Annotated in this window: 1 protein-coding gene and 1 pseudogene; both read left to right on the forward strand. The window is 60.8% G+C overall.

The window, feature by feature from the left end:
* The coding region (gene tnpB / locus ACSQ3I_RS28135) for an IS66 family insertion sequence element accessory protein TnpB (RefSeq protein WP_436004485.1) at window positions 1-191 on the forward strand (191 nt) is incomplete at its 5' end.
* A gap of 45 nt (window positions 192-236) precedes the next feature.
* A pseudogene (locus tag ACSQ3I_RS28140) lies at window positions 237-436 on the forward strand (IS66 family transposase); the annotation flags it as partial.

A 436-nucleotide genomic window follows, 5' to 3' on the forward strand; every position in this document is an offset into this window, starting at 1 on the left:
TGATCAAGGTGATCTGGCATGACGGCCAGGGAGCCTGCCTGTTCACGAAGAAGCTGGAGCATGGTCGCTTCATCTGGCCATCAGCGGCCGATGGCACAGTGGTGATCACGCCCGCGCAGCTCGGTTATCTGCTGGAAGGTATCGACTGGCGGATGCCGCAAAAGACGTGGCGACCGACGTCGGCCGGATAAGCAAAAACACTGGAATGACGGGGTCGAATATGATTCCATCCTGTCATGAGCGATGCGACCGAAGAGCTTCCGGACGACCTTGCCAGTGCGCTTGCACTGCTGGCCCAAGAACGCGCTCGACGGGTCGCAGCCGAAGCAGAAGCGGCGACCGCCAAAGCAGAAGCCGCCAGCGCCAAGGCACTCGTATCGCATTCCGAGGCGCTGATCGCACGGCTGAAGCTGGAGGTCGACAAGGTTCGACGTGA

This window comes from Rhizobium sp. LjRoot30 (assembly GCF_964253915.1).
Lineage (GTDB): Bacteria > Pseudomonadota > Alphaproteobacteria > Rhizobiales > Rhizobiaceae > Metarhizobium.